Raw genomic sequence first — 15,723 nt, forward strand, 5'->3', positions numbered from 1 at the left:
GGGTGGGGATTTTATATAAAGCTTTTAAAAACTGTATTCCTTAGTCCTACTTCCAGCAACAACAAAAAACCGGCAAACCATATAAAAGGCCTGAATTTTTCATCGTAATCATAGAATTTTAATTCTTCTATTTCTGTAGTTTCCAGTTTATTGATGGAGGCATAAATTTCGGCCAGCTTGCTATTGCTGGTGGCTCTAAAATATTTTCCGTCCGTTTTTCTGGCAATACTTTTCATTAATTGTTCGTCGATTTCCACTTTCATCATTTGGAATAAAAACGTTCCATTAGGTGCTATTTTATAGGGAAACATGGCCATTCCGTTAGTTCCAATTCCTACTGTGTATACTTTTATTCCATATTGCTTGGCGATGTCTGAGGCTGTTTCCGGCTCAATGAACCCAGCATTATTCACACCATCTGTCAAAAGAATAATGACTTTACTTTTGGCTTTACTGTCTTTTAATCGGTTTACGGCAGTGGCTAATCCCATCCCGATTCCGGTTCCGTCCTGCAAAACAGTATCGTATTTTATAGTGCTAATCGCATTTAGGATTACTGCTTTATCGCTGGTCACCGGTGTTTTTGTGTACGCTTCCGAGGCATACACCACTAATCCTATTCTGTCATTTGGTCGTTCTTCAACAAAATCAGCTGCGACTCTTTTCAATGCTTCCATTCGGTTTGGTTTCAAATCTTTGGCCAGCATACTTCCAGAAACATCTATTGCCATAACAATATCAATTCCTTTAGTTGTTTTTGTTCTACTGCTTACATCCACCGTTCTTGGCCTGGCCATGGCAACAATTAAAGAACACAATGCTAAAACCCGTAATACATTCAACAGTGGCTTTAACTTTGTCAAATACGACTCTGCGCCTTTAAATCCTGCTATAGAACTAATTTTTAATGTTGCGATCTGTTCGTTTTTTGTCCAAAGCAACCAGACAATCACAACTGGAATCAGTAGAAACAGCCAAAAAAATTCTGGGTTCAAAAAAGTTATTTTATCCATTATTTACTTGCTTGTTTTAATTCGACCGAGTTCAAAACTCGTTCTGAGATTTCATTGCCATAGGTATCTCCTTCTTCATGAAAAAGTAAAATTTGTTGTAATCCACCTTCCTGACTGAACAATACTGCTTCATAGTACATTTTTACACCTGTCGCATCACCGCCATCAACTTGGGAAAAAGTGCCGTAGGCTTTAATCCCTTTGACCCCTTCTTTGGTTTCAAATTCTTCTTGTTTAACAATCATATTTTGAGCTCCTTGGGATTCTAATGATTGCAATATCCCGTCCATCGATTTAGCCAAATCAATTTGCGTTTCTGCTTTGAATTTTAACGTAGAAACCATCACATAACAACGATCTAAAACACTACCATACACAAACGATTGCATCTCTTTAATCAATGCCATTCCATTTTTAGGAAGCGTTTTAGTCAGATCTATTCTCTTGAGTACTTTTGGTGTTTCTATGATAATTCCTGGATTTCCATATTCACTTTTTACCCATTCGCCTTCTAATAATTCTTTTGTAGGATGACCAATGATATTGTCTTTCACATAACTAAACCCTTTGGTAACAATAAAAAAAGTGGTGGTCGCTGCCAATAAAAAAAGTACAATAGCGCTGGCCGTAAGAATCCGTTTATTTCTTTGTTTGCGCAACTGAATTTGAATTTGTTTTTGTCTTTGTGCTTCATTCAACAGTATCTCTTCTGCTTCTGGAACTTCCAGCGGAATGGAGCTGTCCAGGGTTAAAATTGCGTTTTGAATTTTATTTCGGTCTTCGGTTATTTCAAAATCCAATGGTTTCGATTTGGCAAATTTCACTAAATCGGCTTGTTTCAAAACACGCTCCAGATTATCGATAATTTCCTTCGAAAGCGTCATTTTCTTTTTGACAGAAGCCGCTCTAAGTCCAAGAATCAGCTCTGATGTAGTACTTTCCATAGCTGGAATTTCTATGGCTTCTTCAATATAATTTCGGGCAATATCAGTCAATTCACTGTAATAGGCCTTGACTTCTCCTTTTTGCCAAAGTTCTTTTTTCTCCAAAGAATCTAGCAAACTAGTCGCTCTTTCTATAGGCGTTTTATAAATTTCTTTGTGTAGTTTTTTCTCTTGTCGTTTTTTAATAAACCAATAAATACACGCTCCTATACCACCAATCAAAGCAACAATCAGCAGGTATTTCCACCAATCCCCAATTGAATTATCCGCAGGAGCAATGTCCTTGATGTCGTACATTTTTTGTTTCAAAGTATCCACTTGAACATTCGCTACCTCAACCAAAAGCGAATCCGTAAAAAACGGCTTGCTGTTGATAAAAATCTTGATACTTGGAACCACATATCTGCCAGAATCAAATTGGGTCAACCCGTATTTCTTGATTAATTCATAACGGCCGTCCATTTTGACCGTATCAATAGGATACGACTGAATCACCTCTAAAGCGCCAAGGTTTTTTAAGTTTGGAAAAATGACCTTAGACGAAGTATCAACAGTAGTTTTTATAGATAATTTAAATTCGGCACCAATTTTATTTTTAATTGTATCAATACTTGTGACTACTTGCTTTTGTTGTGCAAAAACAGCCGTAGAAAGCAGCAATAGTAGGTATAATTGTTTTTTCATCTTTTATTATTGAACCCTTATCTCGATTTAAAATAACTCAGCAATTTAGTCACATAACTTTCATCAACTCTTGTGTTTACCACACCTGAACCTGATTTACTGAATGTTTCTTTAAAATAGGTTACTTTATTATGGTACTGTTTTTCATAATTCATTCGCACTGCTTTCGAGCTGGTATTTATCAATTCAATTGCTCCGGTTTCGGCATCAAGCATAGAAACCATCCCTAAATTCGGCATTTTTTCTTCCCGAATGTCGTACACGCGAATCCCAGTTATATCGTGTTTTTTAGAGGCTATTTTTAATGTATGTTCATACTCTTCCGACATGAAATCAGAAATTACAAACACAATAGCTTTCTTTTTCTGGGTTCCCGATAAAAATTTTAAGGCTTGGGCAAGATCTGTTTTACGGCTTTTAGGCTGAAATTCGATCAATTCCCTGATGATGCGCAATACATGCGATCTTCCCTTTTTTGGCGGAATATACAATTCGATTGCGTCAGAAAACAAAATTAAACCTATTTTATCATTGTTTTGTGTGGCTGAAAAAGCCATTGTTGCCGCAATCTCCGTAACAATATCTTTCTTGAATTGATTTTTCGAACCAAAACTTTCTGATCCTGATATATCCACCATCAACATCATGGTCAATTCCCGTTCTTCCTCAAACACTTTTACGTGCGCTTCATTGTATCGCGCCGTAACATTCCAATCAATAGCACGAATATCATCTCCAAACTGGTATTGACGCACCTCGCTGAACGTCATTCCGCGCCCTTTAAAAGATGTGTGGTATTCCCCCGAAAAGATGTGATCGCTCAATCTTCGGGTTTTGATTTCTATTTTTCGTACTTTTTTTAAGAGGTCTTTTGTATCCATTTCTTTGGTAATTAGTGAGAAGTGAGTGGTGAGTAGCAACCAAAAAAGGCTAATTACTATTCACTTTTTACTATTCACTTTTATGGTACTTCTATTTCGTTTACAATTTTGTTAATAATATCAACCGAAGTAATGTTTTCGGCTTCTGCTTCGTAGGTAACACCAATTCTGTGACGCAATACATCATGCACTACCGCCCGAACATCTTCTGGAATTACATAACCGCGACGTTTGATAAAAGCGTAACATTTTGCAGCATTTGCTAAATTGATGCTTCCTCGAGGAGATGCTCCAAAACTGATTAACGGTTTCAAATCAGCCAATTTGTATTTCTCCGGGTACCGTGTAGCAAAAACGATATCCAGAATGTATTTCTCTATTTTTTCATCCATGTATACTTCCCGAACGGCTTCCTGTGCGCGCAAGATTTGCTCTACTGAAACTACTGGATTAACTTTTTCATAACTCCCTTTCAGGTTCTGGCGAACAATCAAACGTTCGTCTTCCATTTTTGGGTAATCAATAACCGTTTTCAACATAAAACGATCCACCTGGGCTTCAGGCAATTGGTACGTTCCTTCTTGTTCAATAGGATTTTGAGTAGCCAAAACCAAGAATGGACGGTCTAGTTTGAAAGTAGTGTCTCCAATAGTTACTTGCTTTTCCTGCATGGCTTCCAGTAAGGCGGATTGTACTTTGGCAGGTGCACGATTTATCTCATCCGCAAGGACGAAATTAGCAAAAATTGGTCCTTTTTTTATCGAAAACTCATTTTGCTTAATATTGTAAATCATTGTTCCCACAACATCCGCAGGCAATAAATCCGGCGTAAATTGTATTCTGCTGAAAGAACCATGTACGGCTTGTGAAAGCGTATTGATCGCTAATGTTTTTGCTAATCCGGGAACTCCTTCTAATAAAATATGACCCTGACCCAAAAGTCCAATCAACAAACGCTCCACCATGTGCTTTTGACCTACAATAACCTTGTTCATTTCCATTGTGAGAAGGTCTATAAAAGCACTCTCTCTTTCAATTTTTTCATTGATTGCTCTGATGTCTAAAGCCGCTGTATTTTCTTCCATTTTATTATTTTTAAAACCTTGAATTTAATGCCGTCGTTTTGAAGGTGCAAATTGAATTTTTTTTTAGAAGTAAGATGTTAAAAAATGGTTAAAACTTCGACAAAAGACTTAATTTTAAGGCCGAATTATGATACAATTTTTATATTTTTAAGAACTTTGAAAAATATATTTCGAATTTGAAGATTTACGCATTTTAATAAAAAATAAAAAACATGAATAAAACTAAATTATCACCCATTGTAGCAGGCGTCATGAACTGGGGGATTTGGGATAAAAATCTCAATACCAAAGAAATGGAAAACATGATTAATGTGTGTTTAGAAAATAAAATCACCACTTTTGACCATGCTGATATCTACGGAGATTACACCACCGAGTCTGATTTTGGAAAAGCATTCGCAGCCAGCAGTATTGACCGGGAAAAAATGCAATTGATATCCAAATGCGGGATCCAAATGGTGACCGAAAACCGGAACAATACGATCAAACATTATGAATATTCAAAAGAGTACATCATCTGGTCCGTTGAAAACTCCTTAAAAAACCTGCATACCGATTATTTAGACGTGCTTTTACTACACAGACCCAGTCCTTTGATGCAGCCGGATGAAATTGCCGAAGCCGTTTTGAAGCTAAAATCAGAAGGGAAGATCATCGATTTTGGAGTTTCTAATTTCACTTCTACACAAACCGAATTAATTGGTCAAAAAACAGAAGTATTGTACAATCAAGTCCAATTTTCGGCCACTAATTTCGAACCGATGGTGGATGGAAGTTTTGATTATATGCAGGCCAATAACATTCGGCCTATGTCTTGGAATCCACTTGGATCTGTTTTCAGAAAAGATATTCCGCAAACCCATCGCTTAAAAAAATTATTGGCGACCTTAGTTTCTAAATACCATTTAGGTTCCGACTCAATTTTGCTGTCCTGGATTTTAAAACACCCTGCTCAAGTAATTCCTATTGCCGGAACGGTAAATGTAGCCCGAATCCAATCCTTGATGAAAGCCGTCGAGTTAGAATTAGACAAAGAAGATTGGTTTGCCATTTGGGCAGCAAGTATGGGAACAAATGTAGCCTAGAATCCCTATTCAACTCAACAACTTTAGAATCAAAAAAGAAAAAAATTTCATGACTAAAACAGCCTTAGTGACCGGAGCCACCAGCGGAATTGGTAAAGCAACAGCACAAATATTAGCTAAAAATAACTATCAGATTATTCTTTGCGGACGCCGTGAGGACCGATTGACTGAACTCAAAAAGGAGCTTTCAGCATTTACCAAAGTGCATACGTTGTCTTTTGACGTTCGAGATAAAAAAGCGGTTTTCGAAAGCATCAATTCTATTCCGGAAGTCTTTGCTACAATTGATGTTTTGATTAATAATGCCGGAAATGCACATGGTTTAGACCCCATTCAAAAAGGAGATTTAGACGACTGGGATGCCATGATTGACATCAATGTAAAAGGACTTTTGTATGTCTCAAAAGCCATAATCCCACAAATGATCGAACGAAAATCAGGTCATATTATCAACATTGGGTCCATAGCCGGAAAAGAAGTATACCCTAACGGAAACGTCTATTGTGCTTCCAAACATGCTGTTGATGCCTTAAACCAAGCTATGCGAATGGACTTGAATCCTTATGGAATCCGGGTGGGAGCCATTCATCCCGGTGCCGTGGAAACAGAATTCAGTGAAGTGCGTTTCAAAGGCGATACAGACAGAGCCGCCAATGTATACAAAGGTTTTGAGCCATTACATCCTGAAGACATTGCTGACATTATTCACTTTGTAGTTTCCAGACCGTACCATGTAAATATTGCCGATTTGATGGTGTTGCCAACCGCACAAGCCGCTGCCACTATTTTAAAAAGGAATTGATTATCTCCATTATTTAGTATAAAAAACTACAATATATCGAGTTATCATTATATTTATAAAAGGGAATAAACAAAAAATGCAACAGTTAAAAATGCAACCGCTAATTCGCAGATTTTCTAATTAATTTTAAAATCTGCGAATTAGCGGTAGTTTATTAAAATATTCTGATAGAAAAGGATCAAAATAGGATCAACAAATATGTCTTTAACAACACTGAAAAATAAAAATACATAATAAACAGTACCAATGATCAACAAACGCATTCTTATTAAAAACCTGCTTGCTCACAATGATGAAAGTAGTTTTTATGACAAAAAGCGCCAGTTAAATTTGCATACACGGGAAGGAAAAGCCAAGTTTCTCAAACACATTTGCGCGCTGTCCAATTCAAACCCTATGAATAACTCCTATATTGTAGTGGGGGTTGAAGACCAAGACAATACTATTGTGGGGGATGATTTTTTTGATGACAGTCGGATTCAGAATTTAGTGAATGCCTATCTGGAGAATCCACCCAAAATTCAATATGAAAATATACCTTTTCCAAATCTACCAAAGGACAAGGTTATCGGACTGGTAACAATCAAGCCAAAAAGCAACACCTCCTATTTCAAAAAAGGAATTCACACGATTCCTGCCAACAGTATTTTTATCCGAAGAGGCAGCAACACGACACCGGTTGAAGGCGAAATTGAAAAGAATTATCAGAATACGGAAACCGTAATTGGCATTGAAAACAACTCCCGAAACAGCATTGAATACACACTTGATGGCGTGATTGATTTTATGAATTTACGCCACAAAGACATGTCGCCAAAGTATAAAGTATTCAAGGAGTTATTTGTGATTTGCTGGGCAGGAATTGCAAAAAAATCCCGTGATAAAACGTATTTATCCCGCGTGGATATTGAATTGATCAACGAACAAATCAAGCTGTTTTATTCGGCTCAGGATGTGGTCGAAATCACTTTTGACGAAGATACTTTTACCATTATTGAGTATGTTCCTTTGGGTCTGAATGATAAAACGAGTTATTATCCTTTAGAAAAACAAACGATTCATTTTCACGACAATGGCTATTATAAAATTGAGAGAGAGATGCTTTTTCAACCACCGGAATTCAACAAGAAAATGCTGTTCCATATTTATAATGCCAATATTACTTTGCTGAACAAACTCCAAAAAGGACTTTCATTAAGCAAACGAGAAGAAAAAGATTTAGAGAATTTACCCTCAACATTTATGATTTGCTACCTCAACGGTTTTGAAGAAGCCAAACAAAAGCTAATAGATGCCAAAGTACTGTTGAAACCTTTCAACCACGTGTATTTATCGTTCAAGGAAGCGTTGCGAATTTTGAGAAAGATGAAATATGATGTGCAGTAATTTTTTGTTGATTTATTTGTTTTTAAAATGTCCTGAAAAGTAAAATAAGCCCGTAAAGCAGTGATATTTCAAGTTTTACTTTAAAATGAGATTTGAGGAATTTAGCCCTGTTATTTGCTATAAAAATCAGAATTTTTAAAAAAGAGCTCCTTTAACTTTAGTTAAAAAAATAAGTTAAAAAGTAGTACTTCACCACTCTTTTACTTAATTTTATACCTTGAAAGACAGCTCGTATTTCTTGCTGTTTTTAGACTAATAAATGAACAACCCGTACATGAGAACACTTGTTATAGGCGATATCCACGGTGGTTTGCGAGCATTACACCAAATTATGGAAAGAGCCAACGTTACTAAAAACGACACCCTGATTTTTCTGGGAGATTACGTCGATGGCTGGAGTCAATCTCCTCAGGTACTTGATTTTATCATTGATTTAAAAACCAAACAAAACTGCATTTGCATCCGCGGAAACCATGATGATTTATTGCTGGAATGGCTCGGCGAAAGCAAAGACAATCTGCTTTGGCACAAACATGGTGGAGAAGCAACTGTTTTAGCCTACGAAACGGTTGGCTTAGAAACCAAGAAAAAACACATTGAATTCCTGAAATCATTAGAAAATTTTCATCTGGACGAGCAACAACGGCTTTTTGTCCATGCCGGTTTTACGAATATGAATGGTGTTGACTTTGAATATTTTCCCGGGCTTTTCTATTGGGACAGAACCTTATGGGAAACGGCCTTGGCATTAGACACGACAATGAAAACCGACCATGCGTTTTACCCAAAACGCTTTACTTTATATAATGAAATCTATATTGGTCACACGCCTGTCACCCGAATAGGTGAAACGACTCCCGTTCAAAAGGCAAATGTTTGGAATGTGGATACCGGAGCAGCCTTCAAAGGACCATTGACTATTATGGATGTTGACACCAAGGAGTTTTGGCAAAGTGAACCTTTGAACCAATTGTATTTTGACGAAAAAGGAAGAAATTAGATATCCTATTTTTTTAAACCTGTGTTTAAAAGTGATCTATTACTGCCACATTAACACTTGCACAAGCTTTAAAAAACAAAAAAAAATCGTCTAAGTCAAATATATTTGTCTGGGCACTTTGGATTTTATTATTGCTGTAGAAAAGGGTTTGTTTTTTTCGATGTGTATGACGGGTTAGATTACATCACAAAGATTATTGTGCGTGTTTTTTAATAAGTTTACAAGGAATTTGTAATACTAAAAAAGGCAATTTGAAATATTCAAATTGCCTTTTTTAGTTAATTCTATTTTGGGGTTACAAATCAAATTTTATTCCTTGTGCCAATGGCAATTGGGTTCCGTAATTGATAGTATTAGTTTGTCTTCTCATGTAGGCTTTCCATGCATCAGAACCCGATTCACGTCCGCCGCCAGTTTCTTTTTCCCCTCCAAAAGCACCACCAATTTCAGCTCCTGAAGTACCAATATTTACGTTGGCAATTCCACAATCGGAACCCGATTGAGAAAGGAACAATTCCATTTCTCTCATGCTGTTTGTAAAAATCGAAGAAGAAAGTCCTTGTGGAACTCCGTTTTGCAACGCAATCGCTTCTTCAATCGTGCTGTATTTCATTACATATAAAATAGGAGCAAAAGTTTCTGTTTGCACAATGTTAAAATGGTTTTCAGCTTCAATGATACATGGTCTTACATAACAACCACTTTCATATCCTTCTCCTTCAACCAAACCACCTTCAACAATAATTTTTCCACCTTCTTTTTTAGCGCTTTCAATCGCATTCAAATATTCCTGAACAGCACCTTTATCGATCAGCGGTCCTACGTGATTATTCTCATCCAATGGATTTCCTATTTGCAATTGACCGTACGCATTTTTCAACACGCTGATCGTTTTGTCATATACACTTTCGTGAATGATTAAACGTCTGGTTGAGGTACAACGCTGTCCTGCTGTTCCTACCGCTCCAAAAACCGCTCCGACTAATACCATACTGATATCCGAGTGTTCCGAAACGATAATAGCATTGTTCCCTCCTAATTCAAGGATAGTATTTCCAAAACGTTCGGCAACAGTTTTTGATACGTGACGACCTATTCTAGTAGAACCTGTAAAAGAAACCAGCGAAATTCTCTTATCATTATTGATTAAGTCTCCGGATTCATTTCCTGTTACTAAACAACTAACGCCTTCAGGAACGTTATTCCTTTTTAACACTGTTTTAATGATGTTCTGACAAGCAATTCCACATAAAGGTACTTTTGAACTTGGCTTCCAGATGGCAACATCACCGCAAACCCAAGCAATCATAGCGTTCCAACTCCAAACTGCTACCGGAAAGTTAAACGCTGAAATGATTCCAACCGTTCCTATTGGATGGTATTGCTCATACATCCGGTGCAAAGGTCTTTCAGAGTGCATGGTTAATCCGTACAATTGACGGGATAATCCCACCGCAAAATCACAGATATCAATCATTTCCTGTACTTCGCCATATCCTTCTTGAAGACTTTTTCCCATTTCATAAGAAACTAGTTTTCCTAAAGGCTCTTTGAATTTTCTTAATTCATCTCCCATCTGGCGAACGATATCCCCTCTTTTAGGAGCTGGAACCATACGCCATTCTAAAAATGCTTCCGAAGCTTTTTGCATTGCTTTTTCATAGTCTTCCTTAGAAGACGTTTTTACTTTTCCAATTAAAGTCCCATCTGCTGGTGAATAACTTTCGATGATTTTTCCATTGGCAAAATTAGCTGCTCCTGTTGATGTTCCTTCATTTACCTCCTCAATCCCTAATTGCTTTAGGGCGTCTTTGATTCCGAATTGATCTGCTATTGTTATCATTGTAACTTTTTTATTAAAAATTGTTATATTATTTACAAATATATTGATTTAACGTCAAATACTAAACATTGCTACTTTTATTTTGTTCTTTGGATCCAAAATCTGTTTTTTATAAAACAAACCCTTTTATAGATCTCAGAATTCTATCCAAATGATCTTCTTTTGAGGTTCCTTGTTATCGGTAGGCAAAATAAAATCGGATACACACTATAGTTTTAATCCCCTATAGTTGTAAATCTATTCTATTTTATCTTAAAAACAGAACAATTACTTATCTTAACTTTTATTTCCTGCGACGTTCCGTGAATATATTTGCAAGGGATAGTGGGAAATAGCTCCAAATAAAAATTGGATTGCTTATTTTTGTGCTCAATAAAATAGAATCATGATACAGAATCCAAAAAGATATACAATTACAGCGGCATTGCCTTATACGAACGGCCCAATTCACATTGGCCATTTGGCGGGTGTCTACGTACCTTCGGACATATATTCCAGATATTTAAGATTGCAGGGAAGAGACGTTTTGTTTGTTTGCGGAAGTGACGAGCACGGCGTGGCGATTTCGATGAAAGCTAAAAAAGAAGGTATTACACCACAGGAAGTAATCGATAAATATGACGGAATTATACGTAAATCATTCTCTGATTTTGGAATTTCATTTGATAATTATTCCAGAACTTCGGCTAAAATCCATCATGATACCGCTTCGGAATTTTTTAGAAAGCTGTATGATAAAGGTGATTTTATTGAGGAAGTGACCGAGCAATTGTATGATGCAAAAGCGGATCAATTTTTGGCAGACCGTTTTGTGGTGGGAACGTGTCCAAAATGTGGCAACGAAGAAGCCTACGGCGATCAATGCGAAAAATGTGGCTCTACGTTGAATGCTACGGATTTGATTAATCCAAAATCGACCATTACAGGCGAAACGCCAATTATGAAAGCAACGAAACACTGGTTTTTGCCTTTGGATCGTTATGAAGATTTCCTGAAAGAATGGATTCTTGTTGGACATAAAAACGACTGGAAACCGAATGTTTACGGACAAGTAAAATCATGGATTGACGGTGGTTTAGAGCCTCGTGCAGTAACTCGTGACTTGGACTGGGGAATTGACGTTCCTGTTGAAGGTGCCGAAGGAAAAAAATTATACGTGTGGTTTGATGCGCCTATTGGCTACATTTCTTCTACAAAAGAATGGGCTTTGCGCGAAGGAAAAGATTGGGAACCGTACTGGAAAGATCAGGATACAAAACTGGTTCACTTCATAGGGAAAGACAATATTGTTTTCCATTGCATTATTTTTCCGGCGATGTTGAAAGCCGAAGGAAGTTATATTTTGCCGGACAATGTGCCTGCAAATGAGTTCTTAAATTTGGAAGGAAATAAATTATCGACTTCAAAAAACTGGGCGGTTTGGCTGCACGAATATTTGGAAGAATTCCCGAATCAGCAAGACGTGTTGCGTTATGCGTTGACCTCAAATGCACCGGAAACAAAAGACAATGATTTTACCTGGAAAGATTTTCAGGCGAGAAACAATAATGAATTGGTGGCGATTTACGGAAATTTCATTAATCGCGTGGTAGTTTTAACCAATAAATATTACAACGGAATTGTACCTACTCCAAATAAACTTTCGGAAGTGGACGAAGCTACTTTGACGGAATTAAAAGCGTATCCAGCGGTGATTTCAAGTTCTCTGGAGCGTTACAGATTCCGGGAAGCGTTGAGCGAGTTGATGAATGTGGCTCGTTTAGGAAATAAATATTTAGCCGACGAAGAACCCTGGAAAGTAATCAAAGACAATCCGGAGCGCGTGCAGACACAAATGTACGTTGCGTTGCAAATTGCGGCTGCGTTGAGTTCACTTTGCGAACCCTTCTTGCCGTTTACAGCTACAAAATTATCAAGAATTCTAAAAATAAAAAGTCCTTTGAATTGGAATACTGTTGCTCAAAACTCTGATTTGATTCCAGCTGGTCACCAAATTGGAGAAGCGGAATTATTGTTTGCCAAAATTGAAGACGAGGAAATACAGAAACAAATTGACAAATTAGAGGCGACTAAAACGGCTAACAAAGCAGAGAATAAAGTAGCCGAACCACAGAAAGAAACAATTCAATTTGAGGATTTTACCAAAATGGATATCCGTACAGGAACAATTCTGGAAGCCGAAAAAATGCCGAAAGCGAACAAGCTTTTGATTTTGAAAATAGATACTGGAATTGACGTGCGCACCATTGTTTCAGGAATTGCGGAGAGTTTTAAGCCCGAAGATATAATAGGGAAAAAAGTTACTGTTTTAGTGAATTTGGCTCCAAGAAACCTTCGTGGCGTAGAAAGTCAGGGCATGATATTGATGACCACTAATGCCGAAGGGAAACTGGTTTTTGTAAATCCGGATACCGATGGCATTGCCAATGGAGAGACTATAAATTAAGAAAAAACAACCGCAAATTTGCTAATTAATATGTAATCTTAAATATATTAAGTAATAACCATGGTATAATGTCGTATTTTAAAATCAGGATGAAATTATGTAACAATCTGATTTTAAGCTGTTTTACTTAAAGTTAATTCTTTTGACTTTACGACTTTTAAACTTTCGACTTACTTAATTAGCGAATTCGCGGTAAATAAAAAAATATGAGCTTAAAAGTAATTGCCTTCGATGCCGATGATACCTTATGGATCAACGAAACCTATTTTGATGAAACGGAGAAAAAATTCTGCGGTTTGATGGAAGATTATTTATCGCATCAGGGAATTTCTAAAGAACTTTTCAAGGTCGAAATTGACAATCTGAAATTATACGGCTACGGAATCAAAGGCTATATTCTTTCGATGATTGAAGCCGCGATGAATATTTCGAATAATACCATTCCTATTGAAATAATCGAAAAAATTATTCAATATGGAAAAGAATTGCTGGAGAAACCTATCGTTTTATTGGATGGTGTTCAAGAAACTTTAGACGCATTGAACGGAAAATACAAATTGGTTGTAGCTACCAAAGGCGATTTATTAGACCAACGCCGAAAATTGCACAATTCTGGTTTGGGACATTATTTTCACCATATAGAAGTGATGTCAGACAAACAGGAAAAAGATTATTCCGATCTCATCAAACGATTGGAAATACAACCTTCGGAATTTTTTATGATTGGCAATTCCTTAAAATCAGATATACTTCCGGTTTTAGCCATTGGCGGACATGCCGTTCACATTCCGTTTCATACCACTTGGGCACATGAAAAAATTGACCATAAAATAGAACACGAAAATTTCATTGCTTTCAAAAAAATAACAGACGTTTTAAAACGATTGGAATTACGATAAATCCACCAATCCAATTGGCTAAAATTAGAGTATGCGAGTGCATTTGTCGGATCTGTTCTGTCTTAAATTTAGCCCCTTTAAACCTCTTTTTTAAGTAAAAAAGACACAAATTCAGCATATAAATACCTATTTTGAGCTATCAAAAACGCTTTAAAACATTCAAAAAATGCCCGTTTTAGTACATTGTTTATTACAATTGGAACGAATCCTTATATAATTTACTCTTTACCGGCTATCCTCCATTTTTGTACTGTAGGTTTGTAAAAACTTTAAATTTTTATATGATGAAAAAAATCATACTTACGTTAGTTTTTGCTTCAGCGATTACAACTTTAAGCGCTCAAACAGAACCTCAGAAAAATACTGAAAACGATTACAACAAATGGTCTGTTGAATTAGCAGGTGGTGTTAATAAAACACAAAGACCAATGACTGCTGGTTATTTCACCTCTACACCTAGTCCTTTTGTTGCTGATCTTGGAGTTCGATATATGTTCAACAACAAATTTGGTTTAAAGGCTGACATTGGATACAACAGCTTCCAAGGCAAAAACAATTCAATTGATTTTGACACTAAATATTACAGAGCAGATATTCAAGCCGTCGCTAATTTAGGAAGAATCATGAATTTTGAAACATGGACAAACACTCTCGGTTTATTGGGTCATGCAGGTTTTGGTTTAGCACAATTAGAAGACCAAAATTCGGCGTTGAAAGACAGAATGGGTAACTTTATGGCCGGTGTTACAGGTCAAATTAAACTATCAAACAGAATTGCTCTAACGGGAGATTTCACAACTATTCTTAATGCTGCGCAAGATGCCGCTTTTGATGGTGCAAGTACTCGTGATGCCAGAGGTTTCTCAGGAATTCTTTTTAATGGTACAGTAGGTTTAACAGTTTACTTAGGTAAAAACGAAAAACATGCGGACTGGGTTATCGATCACGAAGGTAAATTTGATACAATTGATACAAGATTTATGGCTATCGAAAATAAAATGCTGGATACGGATGGAGATGGCGTAGCTAATTATTTAGATCAAGAAGAAAATACTCCTGCAGGAGCAATGGTGGATACTAAAGGAAGATCAATTGACAAAAACAACAACAATGTTCCTGATGAAACAGAAGCTTTTATAATGAAAAATTATGCGAGCAAAACAGGTGACAGTACTGTTATTTACGATAATGAATTGATCAAAAGTTTAATTAATGGTGGTTATGTTGCTGTTTATTTTAACTTTGATCAATCAAGACCAACTGACGTATCTACAGAAGCTACTAGTTTTATTTTAACATACTTGAGAGACAATCCTTCTGCTTCAGTAGACATTATTGGCCATGCTGATGAATTAGGAGGATCTGCTTACAATGATAAATTATCTACAGCAAGAGCTAACCATGTTAAAACTACATTGGTAAAAGCTAACATTGATGCATCAAGATTGAATGTTGTTGCAAACGGTGAAGATACCTCTGTAGATAAAAATTCAGTAAATGCAAGAAAATTAGTTAGAAGAGTTACGTTCTCCGTAAAATAAGCTTCATACTTACTTATAAAAAAGCCCTAAAGGAAAATAGACTGCACCCAAAAGTTTAGACAAATTTATAATTAATTTTGATAATAATGAGCTCGATATTTTATCGGGCTCATT

12 protein-coding genes are annotated in these 15,723 nt (G+C 36.6%); 7 read left to right on the forward strand and 5 right to left on the reverse strand.

What is annotated here, in order from left to right:
* Window positions 1-11: 11 nt before the first annotated feature.
* The 4 genes from EKM05_RS05720 to EKM05_RS05735 all read right to left on the reverse strand — a co-directional run bounded on the left by EKM05_RS05720 (window position 12) and on the right by EKM05_RS05735 (window position 4,607).
* Window positions 12-1,013 (reverse strand): VWA domain-containing protein, encoded by a 1,002-nt coding sequence (locus EKM05_RS05720; protein WP_126554064.1) that lies wholly within the window; start codon window positions 1,011-1,013, stop codon window positions 12-14.
* Entirely contained in the window at window positions 1,013-2,641 is a 1,629-nt protein-coding gene (locus EKM05_RS05725) for a hypothetical protein (RefSeq protein ID WP_126554066.1), read from the reverse strand. Before EKM05_RS05725 ends, EKM05_RS05720 begins: the two co-directional genes overlap by 1 nt.
* A 17-nt stretch (window positions 2,642-2,658) precedes the next feature.
* The gene (locus EKM05_RS05730; protein WP_126457681.1) at window positions 2,659-3,522 is read right to left on the reverse strand and encodes a DUF58 domain-containing protein; all 864 of its coding nucleotides are present in this window, start codon (window positions 3,520-3,522) and stop codon (window positions 2,659-2,661) included.
* A gap of 80 nt (window positions 3,523-3,602) precedes the next feature.
* Window positions 3,603-4,607: a MoxR family ATPase gene (locus EKM05_RS05735; RefSeq protein ID WP_126452140.1), complete on the reverse strand. Its 1,005-nt coding sequence runs from the start codon at window positions 4,605-4,607 to the stop codon at window positions 3,603-3,605.
* 212 nt (window positions 4,608-4,819) lie between these two features.
* On the opposite strand from EKM05_RS05735, the gene EKM05_RS05740 reads away from it, so the two are divergent.
* From EKM05_RS05740 to EKM05_RS05755, 4 genes are all read left to right on the forward strand, one after another.
* Window positions 4,820-5,692: an aldo/keto reductase family oxidoreductase gene (locus tag EKM05_RS05740; protein WP_126452142.1), complete on the forward strand. Its 873-nt coding sequence runs from the start codon at window positions 4,820-4,822 to the stop codon at window positions 5,690-5,692.
* A 49-nt stretch (window positions 5,693-5,741) separates the two neighbouring features.
* The gene (locus tag EKM05_RS05745) at window positions 5,742-6,494 is read left to right on the forward strand and encodes an SDR family NAD(P)-dependent oxidoreductase (RefSeq protein ID WP_126457682.1); all 753 of its coding nucleotides are present in this window, start codon (window positions 5,742-5,744) and stop codon (window positions 6,492-6,494) included.
* A 246-nt stretch (window positions 6,495-6,740) separates the two neighbouring features.
* Window positions 6,741-7,880 (forward strand): ATP-binding protein, encoded by a 1,140-nt coding sequence (locus EKM05_RS05750; RefSeq protein WP_126457683.1) that lies wholly within the window; start codon window positions 6,741-6,743, stop codon window positions 7,878-7,880.
* Window positions 7,881-8,154: 274 nt separating this feature from the next.
* On the forward strand, window positions 8,155-8,880 hold the full coding sequence (locus tag EKM05_RS05755; RefSeq protein WP_126457684.1) for a metallophosphoesterase family protein: 726 nt from the start codon (window positions 8,155-8,157) through the stop codon (window positions 8,878-8,880).
* Window positions 8,881-9,175: 295 nt separating this feature from the next.
* Here the strand turns inward: EKM05_RS05755 and EKM05_RS05760 are convergent, their stop codons facing one another.
* Window positions 9,176-10,723 (reverse strand): aldehyde dehydrogenase family protein, encoded by a 1,548-nt coding sequence (locus EKM05_RS05760; RefSeq protein ID WP_126554068.1) that lies wholly within the window; start codon window positions 10,721-10,723, stop codon window positions 9,176-9,178.
* A gap of 385 nt (window positions 10,724-11,108) precedes the next feature.
* Between EKM05_RS05760 and metG the strand changes: the two genes are divergently transcribed.
* The 3 genes from metG (at window position 11,109) to EKM05_RS05775 (ending at window position 15,609) form a co-directional block, all read left to right on the forward strand.
* The gene (gene metG / locus EKM05_RS05765) at window positions 11,109-13,169 is read left to right on the forward strand and encodes a methionine--tRNA ligase (protein WP_126554070.1); all 2,061 of its coding nucleotides are present in this window, start codon (window positions 11,109-11,111) and stop codon (window positions 13,167-13,169) included.
* Between the two features lie 206 nt (window positions 13,170-13,375).
* On the forward strand, window positions 13,376-14,068 hold the full coding sequence (locus EKM05_RS05770) for an HAD family hydrolase (protein WP_126457686.1): 693 nt from the start codon (window positions 13,376-13,378) through the stop codon (window positions 14,066-14,068).
* 284 nt (window positions 14,069-14,352) lie between these two features.
* Entirely contained in the window at window positions 14,353-15,609 is a 1,257-nt protein-coding gene (locus tag EKM05_RS05775) for an OmpA family protein (protein ID WP_126554072.1), read from the forward strand.
* The last annotated feature ends 114 nt before the right edge of the window (window positions 15,610-15,723 follow it).

Origin of the sequence: Flavobacterium sp. GSP27 (assembly GCF_003970395.1) — a bacterium.
Lineage (GTDB): Bacteria > Bacteroidota > Bacteroidia > Flavobacteriales > Flavobacteriaceae > Flavobacterium.

What these genes read in the sequence shown, in the direction of transcription:
- EKM05_RS05720 (WP_126554064.1), bottom strand. Translation starts at nt 1,013, where the DNA reads ATGGATAAAATAACTTTTTTGAACCCAGAATTTTTTTGGCTGTTTCTA.
- EKM05_RS05725 (WP_126554066.1), bottom strand. Translation starts at nt 2,641, where the DNA reads ATGAAAAAACAATTATACCTACTATTGCTGCTTTCTACGGCTGTTTTT.
- EKM05_RS05730 (WP_126457681.1), bottom strand. Translation starts at nt 3,522, where the DNA reads ATGGATACAAAAGACCTCTTAAAAAAAGTACGAAAAATAGAAATCAAA.
- EKM05_RS05735 (WP_126452140.1), bottom strand. Translation starts at nt 4,607, where the DNA reads ATGGAAGAAAATACAGCGGCTTTAGACATCAGAGCAATCAATGAAAAA.
- EKM05_RS05740 (WP_126452142.1), top strand. Translation starts at nt 4,820, where the DNA reads ATGAATAAAACTAAATTATCACCCATTGTAGCAGGCGTCATGAACTGG.
- EKM05_RS05745 (WP_126457682.1), top strand. Translation starts at nt 5,742, where the DNA reads ATGACTAAAACAGCCTTAGTGACCGGAGCCACCAGCGGAATTGGTAAA.
- EKM05_RS05750 (WP_126457683.1), top strand. Translation starts at nt 6,741, where the DNA reads ATGATCAACAAACGCATTCTTATTAAAAACCTGCTTGCTCACAATGAT.
- EKM05_RS05755 (WP_126457684.1), top strand. Translation starts at nt 8,155, where the DNA reads ATGAGAACACTTGTTATAGGCGATATCCACGGTGGTTTGCGAGCATTA.
- EKM05_RS05760 (WP_126554068.1), bottom strand. Translation starts at nt 10,723, where the DNA reads ATGATAACAATAGCAGATCAATTCGGAATCAAAGACGCCCTAAAGCAA.
- metG (WP_126554070.1), top strand. Translation starts at nt 11,109, where the DNA reads ATGATACAGAATCCAAAAAGATATACAATTACAGCGGCATTGCCTTAT.
- EKM05_RS05770 (WP_126457686.1), top strand. Translation starts at nt 13,376, where the DNA reads ATGAGCTTAAAAGTAATTGCCTTCGATGCCGATGATACCTTATGGATC.
- EKM05_RS05775 (WP_126554072.1), top strand. Translation starts at nt 14,353, where the DNA reads ATGAAAAAAATCATACTTACGTTAGTTTTTGCTTCAGCGATTACAACT.